The 9,348-nt window shown below is 62.3% G+C and carries 9 protein-coding genes; all 9 read right to left on the reverse strand.

All coding sequences use genetic code 11. The annotated features are described in order from the left end of the window. Positions 1–563: 563 nt before the first annotated feature. Entirely contained in the window at positions 564–1,715 is a 1,152-nt protein-coding gene (locus ABSG20_RS21980) for an ABC transporter substrate-binding protein (RefSeq protein WP_423866617.1), read from the reverse strand. An 88-nt stretch (positions 1,716–1,803) separates the two neighbouring features. After that, the gene (locus ABSG20_RS21985) at positions 1,804–2,223 is read right to left on the reverse strand and encodes an acyl-CoA thioesterase (protein ID WP_423866618.1); all 420 of its coding nucleotides are present in this window, start codon (positions 2,221–2,223) and stop codon (positions 1,804–1,806) included. A 10-nt stretch (positions 2,224–2,233) separates the two neighbouring features. After that, positions 2,234–2,995, reverse strand: coding sequence for an SDR family NAD(P)-dependent oxidoreductase (locus ABSG20_RS21990; RefSeq protein WP_423866619.1), 762 nt, complete (start codon positions 2,993–2,995; stop codon positions 2,234–2,236). A 37-nt stretch (positions 2,996–3,032) separates the two neighbouring features. Then, positions 3,033–4,910, reverse strand: a complete 1,878-nt coding sequence (locus ABSG20_RS21995; RefSeq protein WP_423866620.1) for a feruloyl-CoA synthase — start codon at positions 4,908–4,910, stop codon at positions 3,033–3,035. A gap of 1 nt (position 4,911) precedes the next feature. Then, on the reverse strand, positions 4,912–5,715 hold the full coding sequence (locus tag ABSG20_RS22000) for a crotonase/enoyl-CoA hydratase family protein (RefSeq protein WP_423866621.1): 804 nt from the start codon (positions 5,713–5,715) through the stop codon (positions 4,912–4,914). Between the two features lie 121 nt (positions 5,716–5,836). After that, positions 5,837–6,298: a DUF3237 domain-containing protein gene (locus ABSG20_RS22005; RefSeq protein WP_423866622.1), complete on the reverse strand. Its 462-nt coding sequence runs from the start codon at positions 6,296–6,298 to the stop codon at positions 5,837–5,839. A 68-nt stretch (positions 6,299–6,366) separates the two neighbouring features. Next, the gene (locus tag ABSG20_RS22010; RefSeq protein WP_423866623.1) at positions 6,367–7,671 is read right to left on the reverse strand and encodes a TRAP transporter large permease; all 1,305 of its coding nucleotides are present in this window, start codon (positions 7,669–7,671) and stop codon (positions 6,367–6,369) included. A gap of 6 nt (positions 7,672–7,677) precedes the next feature. After that, the gene (locus ABSG20_RS22015) at positions 7,678–8,172 is read right to left on the reverse strand and encodes a TRAP transporter small permease (protein ID WP_423866625.1); all 495 of its coding nucleotides are present in this window, start codon (positions 8,170–8,172) and stop codon (positions 7,678–7,680) included. A gap of 269 nt (positions 8,173–8,441) precedes the next feature. Next, on the reverse strand, positions 8,442–9,348 hold a 907-nt coding region (locus tag ABSG20_RS22020; RefSeq protein WP_423866624.1), incomplete at its 5' end, for a TRAP transporter substrate-binding protein.

Here is a 9,348-nt window from a genome sequence, read left to right on the forward strand (position 1 = left end):
GGCTCGTTGGCCCAACCGGGCTCGACAAAACCTTAATCCGAAGGCGACGGTGGCAACAAGCTATCGCCGGGGAGAGCGCGTATAAACCGTAAAACCATTGCGTGCGGGAATGCCGGGTGTTTTCCGGTGCCTCGCTGTGAATACTCGTGTGCGAGATGGCCGTTTTCTGCACGCGAGGCTGCGGGTGCCACTGGGCATCCGGCATTCCCCACGCCCTCTGTTTTCTCGGGGCGTACGATTCTGGCAAAGGCTCGGGCGCATCGCGCCGCGAGGCGCGAACGTGTGTTTGAGACAACGTCTTTGCGAGCAGCCTTGCGACGAAGCAATCGAGCTTTCTTTGCTTGGCGAAGATGGATTGATGATATCGCGGCAACGCAATAACGGTCGCGAGATACGTGGCTTGGCTGTTTGAAAAGTGAATCAGGATTGCGCGTACCGTCCGATCGAAGGATCGGTATCGCGGCAATGGCGGTGCGCTCCCTCCCCCCTCGTGGGTACCGCGCCCAGCGCAAGCTTCGCTTGCGTCGGGGGGAGAGGTTGCACCGGGCCTGCGGCTCAGCCGCTCACTTTACCAGAACGTATTTGCCGTCCTTCACGGTCAAAAGGATGCGTGAGCGATCATCGAGGCCATATCGGTCCTTTTCGGTGAAGTTATAGACGCCCTGGCTGGCGGCGATGTCGTGTTCGCTCATCAGCGCCTGGCGTATCGCCTCGCGGAATTCCAGCGTTCCCGGCTTCGCCGTCTTCAACGCGACCGGGATAATCCGTTCGAGCACCAGAAATGCATCATAGGCATGTCCGGCGAACTGGCTGCGGCTGTTGGCGCCGTATTTTGCTTCGTAGGCCTGGTCCAGGGCCAATCCGGGCTTCTTGGTCAGCGCGCTGTCGGGCTGATCCTCGGGATCCATCACCGGGCCCGAGGCCATCAGCACACCCTCCGCCGCCTTTCCGGCGATGCGGATGAAGTCCATGCTGGCGGCGCCATGGGTCTGGTAGATCAGGCCGGTGTAACCGCGCTCGCGCAGCGCGGTCTGCGGCAGCGCCGCCGCGGTGCCGGAGGCGCCGACCAGGATCGCGTCGGGATTGGCCGCGACCAGTTTCAGCACCTGGCCGGCGACCGACGTATCGGGCCGCGCGAAACGCTCCTCGTCGACGACCTGCAAACCCTGTGCTTCGCCCTGTTTTTTCAGGTCGTTGAACCACAGATCGCCGTAGGAATCGGAGTAGCCGATATAGCCGACGGTTTTGACGTTGTGCGCCTTCATGTGCTGGTACAGAACCTTGCCCATGATCGGTATCGGTTGCGGCATTGTCACCGACCATTTTGCCCGATCCGGCGTGATCGGGAAGGGCGAGAGGGCGATATGGGGAATGCCGGCCTCGTTGGCGACGTTGGATACCGCGATGGTCGGCGGGGTTACCGACGAGCCCATGATGATGTCGGCCTTGGACTCGGTAACGAAGCGGCGGGCGTTGGTGGTGGCGTTGGTCGGATCGCCGCCGTCGTCGAGCACGATGACCTTCAGCGGTACGCCGCCGATTTCCTTCGCCACGAATTCCAGCGCGTTGCGTTCGGGAATGCCGAGCGCCGCCCCGGGTCCGGTGGTCGTGATGCTGATGCCGATGGTGATTTCATTGGTCTGCGCCAGCGCGGGCAACCCCGGCAGGGCGAGCGACGCCGCGACGGCCGCGGCCGACAGACAAAGCCTATTCATGGATGCCTCCCTTCGGTGTTATTTTCCAGCCTGGATCAAATTTCCGTCGGCCATTTTGCCGCTTCTTGAGGTCATGGTCTCTGCCGGGTCAGTCACGCATGAACCTCGCAACGACCTCCTCCGGCATCGGCGCCGACTTCAGCCGTGCCGGATCGTCCGGATGACGTCCGACCAGCACCCGGGTCTCGAACGCCTCGATCGCCAGCGCATCGCCCTTGAACACCTTGTGGGTCACCTCGAAGCTCGAACGCTTGAAACCCTCGACCCGGCTCTCGATGGTGATCCAGTCGCCATGGGTCGAGGCAATATAGAATTTCGCCCTCGTGTCGACCATGGGGATGCCGACCAGGCCATACTTCTTGATGATGTGCTGTTTGGAGAAACCGGCGGCCTCGAACATGATCGAGGTCGAGTCGTCGAACATCGCAAAGTAGCGCGGGTAATAGACGATGTCAGCGGGATCGCAGTCGCCCCACTGGATCTGCACGTCACGACGATGGACGAACATGGAATGCCCTTCAGCGTGGCGCCATGCGCAGCGCGGCATCGAGCCGCACCACCTCGCCGTTCAGATACGGATTGTCGATCATGTGCAGCGCCAGCGAGGCGAACTCGTCCGCTTGCCCAAGCCGGCGCGGGAACGGTATCGAAGCGGCGAGCGAGTCCTGCGCCTCCTGCGGCAGATTGGCTAAGAGCGGGGTCAGGAACAGCCCCGGGGCGATGGTGAGAACACGAATGCCGAACTGCGCAAGTTCGCGCGCGATCGGCAGCGTCATCGCCACGATACCGCCCTTCGAGGCCGAATAGGCCGATTGCCCGATCTGTCCGTCATAGGCCGCAACCGAGGCGGTGGAGATCACGACGCCGCGCTCGCCGGTCGAAACCGGCTCCAGCTTCGACATCCCGGCCGTTGCCAGCCGCAGCATGTTGAACGAGCCGATCAGATTGACCCGGATCACCTTTTCGAAATCGGCCAGCGCCATCGGCCCGTCGCGGCCGATCACCCGTTTGGCCACTCCGATGCCGGCGCAATTGACCAGCACCCGCGCCGGGCCAAGCGCCTTGGACGCGGTAACGAGGGCGGCCTCCGCCGAAGCCGCGTCGGCGACGTCGCAGGTCACCGCGATCCCCCCGATCTCGGCGGCGACGCTCTCCGCAAGCTTGGTGTTGAGGTCGAACACGGCGACCTTGGCGCCCGCTGCCGCCAGCCGGCGCGCGGTCGCAGCACCCAGTCCCGATGCGCCCCCGGTGACGATGGCGGCATGATCTTTCAGCTGCATGATTTCCCCCTCGGGTGAATTCGGTGTTCGACGTTGGCTAAAGCGTTATCACGTGGGCTGGCGGCGTCTGCAAATAAAGCTCCTCGATCAGGCCGTTGCGGCAGTCCAGTACCGCGCGCTGGTTGATCGAGCCCTTGTCGGTAACCTCGCCGCGATCGATCGACAGCGGCGTGTCGAGCAGGACGCCGCGGGTGATCCGGGTCGCCGACCCGGTCGAGGTCGAAAGAAAACTGACCAGCCGTTCGCGAAATGCCTCGCGGATCAGGGCGTCGGACGCAGTCGCTGCGAGGTCGTCGAACGGCAACGTCGGGTTGATCAGGCGGCAGCCGTCGAGGTCGAGGATGACCAGCGCCGACACCTCGTCGCGGTTGATGCCGGCGATCACGACGTCGCGCACCAGCGGCGCGCAGGCCGCGACAAACCGGGCGCGCAGCGGACCGACGCTGACCCAGGTGCCGCTGGCGAGCTTGAAATCCTCGGCGATGCGGCCATCGAAATCAAAGCCGGCGCTGAGATCGTCCAAGACGGCCGGCTTGAGCGCGTCGCCGAGCTTGTAAAAACCTTCCTCGTCGAACGCGGCGGCGGTCTGCTCCGGCTGCCGCCAATAGCCCGGCGTGACGTTCGGCCCTTTGGCTCGGACCTCCAGCTTGCCGTTATCAGGCACAAGTTTGGCTTCGTTGCCGGATACCGGAAGTCCGACATGGCCGGAGCGGCTGGTAACCGGATTGACCGACATGAAGAACGGCGCGGTCTCGGTGGCGCCGAGCCCGGTCAGGACCGGCACGCGAAAGCCGGTTTCCTGCACGGCGAGTTCGTCGAGGCTGTCCCAGACAAAGGGCGACAGCGACGCACCGCTGAAGAACATCGCCTGCAGGCGATGAAAGAACGTTGCGCGCAGCGCCTTGTCGTCGCGCAAATAGGGCAACAGCGATTCGTACCCCTTCGGCACGTTGAAATACACCGTCGGCGAAATGTCGCGGAGATTACGCACCGTCTCCTCGATGCCGCCGGGCATCGGCTTGCCGGCGTCAAGATACATCGAACCGCCGTTGAACAGGGTCAGCCCGACATCGTGATTGCCCCCAAAGGTGTGGTTCCACGGCAGCCAGTCGACGATGACCGGCGGCTCGTCCTTCAGGAAAGCCATGGTTTCGCGGATCATCACCTGGTTGGCGCAGATCATCCGCTGGGTATTGATGACCGCTTTCGGATGGCCGGTCGAACCGGAGGTCAAAAGGAATTTCGCGATCGTATCGGGGCCGATGGCCTGATGTGCCGCATCGAGGCCGGGATGCAGCGGGCTCGCCATCAAGTCGGCGAGCATCGTCACGTGGCGGCCGGACAACGCACCATAGGACGCCAAGATCTCGGCCGCGGCCGGCACGTTGGCTTCGAGCGCATCGGCGAATTTTTCCGCGTCATCGGCGAATACCAGGCCGGGGGTCAACAGCTTCATCAGATGGGAAAGCTTGCCGTAGTCCTTCGACACCAGCGAATAGGCCGGCGACACCGGGCAGAACGGTATCCCCGCATACAGCGCGCCGAACGCGATCAGCGCGTGGTCGATCGAATTGCCGGAGAGGATCACGACCGGCTTCTCGGCGGAGAGGCCGCGTGCCAGCAGGCCCGAGGCGATATGCCGGCTTGATTTCAGCAATTCCGCGTAGGTGATTTGCCGCCAGCCATGGCCACCCTCGCGCTCCGCCATGAAGACGCGGTCCGGCTCGGTCCTGGCCCAATGGTGCAGGCGGTCGGTCAATCGAACCGGATATTCGCCGAGCGGCTTTTTTGGCCTGAGATAGATCGTGCCGTCATCGCGACGATCGATTGTGACGGCGGGATCGGCGAACGCGATCGGGCGCAGCGCCGCACCGCTGCGCGCTGCCGGGACCGAAATGTCGGGATTCAGGCTCATGTCAGGAAGGCTTCACTTTGCTGGTCTTGCGCTCGAGAAATGCCCGAATCCGGAGCTTGGCTTCTTTGTCGCTCTGGGCCACCGTCGCCATCAGCGATTCCATCAGCAAGCCGGATTGCGGATTGGTTTCCGCGATCATCGGCAAAGCCTGCAACACGGCGAAATTCGTCAGAGGTGCGTTCTTTGCGACCTGCGCGGCGAGTTCGATCGATTTCGCCAGCGCGTTGCCTTCCTCAGTGAGATATTGCGCAAAGCCAAAAGACGCCCCCTCGGTCGCCGGATAAACCCTTCCGGTCAGCATCATATCCATCATCCGTGCGACCCCGATCAGCCGTGGCAGCCGCACCGATCCGCCGCCGCCGACGAAGATCCCGCGCTGGCCCTCCGGCAGCGCGAAATAGGCACTGGGCTCGGCCACACGAATGTGCGCGGCACAGGCGAGTTCCAGTCCGCCGCCGATCACCGCGCCCCGCAGCGCCGCGATCACGGGCACGCGGCTGTATTGAATGCGATCGAACACCCGGTGCCACATCTGCGAATGTCGCAAGCCGTCGGTCGCATCATGCTCCGTCAGCTCCGAAAGATCGAGTCCGGATGAAAAGTGGTCACCGATGCCATGGATAACCACCGCGCCTATCCCGTCCGGGAGATTTACGAAGCAATCCTGGATCGCGAGGATGATGCCGTCATTGAGCGCATTGCGCTTGGCCGGCCGATTGAGGCCCACGGTCAGCACCGCGCCTGCGCTCTCGATACGGAGGAGCGCGGACGAATCCGCATTGGCGGCCGGGTCGGCTTTTTCCATCGGCGTATTGTGTCCTTCATGAATAGTTATAATTTATAACTAACTCAGGGGGAGTCAATCACTCTGTCAACTCTTGACTGCCGCGTTTTCTTCCCCAACGCATTTCAGTGGCACGTCGGCCTTATAGTACCTGATGCACTTCTATCTCGACGCGGTCCGGGTAGCGGGCGCCGACGCCGACGAACAGGTTTTCCATCAACCAGCGATATTTCACGGCTCCGGTCTCGAATCTGGGCACCGAGCGAAAATAGATCAGGGCGGGATCGACAATCTCGCCTTGGGCGATGCGGTCGAGCAGTTCCTTCGGACCGAATCGAATGCCGACATTCTCGATGTAAACAATGGCGCCGTCCTCCATTTTGAAGGCGTATTTCGCCTCGACTTCGGTAAAGCCGTTCGGGCGAATGGTCTGGAAGTCGGCACCATACGGAAAGATCGTCCCCTTGATGCCCTCGCCGTGCAACTCGCCGCCAAGGATCGGAATGATACGCCTGACGCCGTAGCCGAGATCGCCGGCAACGATCGGAACGCCGACCTTGATGGCGAGGCTGAAGACATATCTGGTCGAAAGCCGCGGTGTCATGAGCGCTCTCTTAGTTGAGCATGGTCCGTTGGGAACACCGGTGCCCCCGGTTTATTCCGGATCATGCCCTAACCGACCATGCGTTGTGGCAGCCAGGTCGCGATCAAGGGGAACAGGATCAGGATCACAAGCCGGATCAGGTCGGTGACCACGAACGGCAGCACGCCAAGAAAGATCGTGGACATGTTGACGTCCTTGATCACGCTTTTGATGACGAACACGTTCATCCCGACCGGGGGATGTATCAGACCGAGTTCGACGGTCATGACGATGATGATGCCGAACCAGATCGGATCGAACCCGAGTGCTGTCACCACCGGAAACACGATAGGCACCGTCAGGATCACCATCGCCAAGGCATCCATCAGGCAGCCCAGCGCCAGGTACATCAACAGGATCAACGCCAGAATGCCATATCTGCCGATGCCGAGCCCGGTAAGAAATTCGGTAACGTTCTGAGGCGTCTGGGTGATGGTGAGAAAATAGCCGAAGCACAGCGCGCCGATCAGCACGGTGAAGACTGCGGCCGCGGTGCGCGTCGCCTGCAACAGCGACTGCAGGATTCCGTCCTTCGACAGCTTGCCGCGCAGGATGCCGATCAGGAACGCCCCGACCGCCCCGACCGCACCCGCTTCCGTCGGAATGAAAAAGCCGCCATAGAGCCCGCCGATCACGAAAACGAACAGCAACAGCGGCGACCAGACATCGCGCAACGCGATCATCCTTTGCGGCCAGGAGCTTTTTTCGCCGGCCGGCAGAAATTTGGGCTTGGCCAGGCCGATGATCGCGATCGTGATCATGTGCATCGCGATCGCCAGCAATCCCGGCAGGATGCCGGCGATGAACAGCTTGCCGATGTCCTGCTGGGTGATGATGCCATAGACCGCCAGCACCGTGGACGGCGGCAGCATCGCGCCCAGCGTGCCGCCGACCGCGATCACGCCGGTCGCAAACGATTGCGGATAGCCGTAGCGCCGCATCTCCGGATAGGCGACGGCGGAGAAGGTCGCCGCAGTCGCCACCGAAGAACCTGAAATCGCCGCGAAGGCGCCGCAGGCACCGATGGTGGCGATGCCCAACCCGCCTTTCCAGTGACCGACAAAGGTGTTGGCGGCGCGGAACAGCTCACGGCTGATGCCGGAGACCGATACGAACGCGCCCATCAGCAGGAACATCGGGATCACGCCGAAGGAATAGTCCGTCACCGTGCGCATCGTGGTTTGGCCGACCAGCTTCAGCGCCGGGGCGAAGCCGGTGAGGTAGCCGAACCCGGTAATGCCGACGAGGCCCATCGCCATGCCGACCGGCACCCGCAGCAACATCAGCGCGAACAAGCTGACAAACCCGATCAGGGCGACCGCTGCGTTGCTCATGGCCGCCTACTCCGCGGTCTTGAGTTTGACATCGTGAATATCTTCGGGATGGAAGATCAGGCGGTAGGTCCGGATCGCGATCAAAAGCACCGCGGAGACGTCGCCGATCCATGACACCAGAAAGAACGGCCAGATCGGGATCTGCAGGTCCATGGTCACGATATGTTCTGCCCGGGTGTTCATGACCTTGTCGAACAGCGTGTAGGTCTGCACCGTCACCACGAACAACAGCACCAGCGTGGCGAATACGTCGATCAAGCGCTGGTACTTTGGGGTCGCATTTGCCCAGAGCAGATCGACGGTGATATGGGTGCCGCGATACGAGGTGGCGGCAATGCCCCAGAAGATCAGGATGCCGAGCAGGAACTGGCCGAAATTATAGTAATCCGGAATCGTGACCGCGAAGAATTTGCGCATGAATACCGCGGTAAAGGTATTGAGCGCGACGACGCCGACAAAGAACGCTGCGATCCATTCGATCGAATCGATGAAGCGATCCATCACGTTCTGGCGCGGCGGCCCGGGCGGGCTGCCGGATGTTCCGTCGCTGCTGACTTCGAGGGGTTGCGCCATCACTAGGTGGTGGTTGCCCCCTCTCCCCGCTTGCGGGGAGAGGGTTGGGGTGAAGGGGACTATCCGCGAACGCTGGAGCCGATTGCTTGACCTGCAACCCCTCACCCGGATTGCCCAGGGGGGATCCGACCTGTCCCGCAAGCGGCCCCCCGCAAGCGGCCCCCCGCAAGCGGGGAGAGGTGAAGGGAAGTAGCCGACTAGATCCCCGCCTCGAACTTCTTCAGCGCGGCCTGCAGGTCGCCGTCGATGGCGGCCGGATCGCCTCCGGCCTTCTTCACCGCCTCGGCCCAGCTGTCGTGCAGCGGCTTGACGGCCTTCTTCCACTCCGCAAGTTGTTCCGGCGTCAGCGGATAGACATCGTGGCCCGGCAGGGCCTTCATCTTGACCCGGCCGTTGGCCTCGAAATCGGTCCAGGGGTCGGTCACTTTCGAGGCCCACTCCGGCGTGCAGTGATCGTCCATGACTTTTTTCTGCGCCGGCGAGAGCGAATCGTAGGTTTTGAGATTGATGTTGTAGGTGAAGACCGTCGAGTACAGCGGCACGTCCATGTGATACTTGACGACCTTGTCGATGCCGAAGAGGAAGATCGATCCCCAGGGGAATGTGATTTCATCCGCCACGCCGCGTTCAATCGCATCGCGTGCTTCCGGCGCCGAGGCCTGGACGTTGGTGCCGCCGAACATCTTGACCATTTCGCCGATGGTGCTCTGCGCGGGCCGCACCTTCAGGCCGCTGAGATCCATCGGCAAAAGGATTTTCTTCTTGCCGTGCAGCGTGCCGGGATCGTGGATGAAGGCAAAGCACAGATGGGTGTCCTTCATTTCGGTCGGCGCGTATTTGTGGTACCATTCGTTGAGCGCCAGCGTGCCCTTCTTGCCGTCGGAGAACACGAAGGGGAGCTGGCCGGCCGCGGCGATCGGGAACCGGCCGGGCTGGTAGCCGGGATTGACATAGGTAATATCGGCGATGCCGTCGCGCGCCATGTCGTAATGGTCGAATGCCTTGCCGAGCTGCTCGGAAGGGAAGACCGTCATTTTGATGGTGCCGCCCGAGGCCTTCTCGATGTCGGCCGCCCATGCCTGGGTGGCCGGGACCAGGGGGTGG

Origin of the sequence: Bradyrhizobium sp., from assembly GCF_049512235.1 — a bacterium.
Classification (GTDB): Bacteria; Pseudomonadota; Alphaproteobacteria; order Rhizobiales; family Xanthobacteraceae; genus Bradyrhizobium.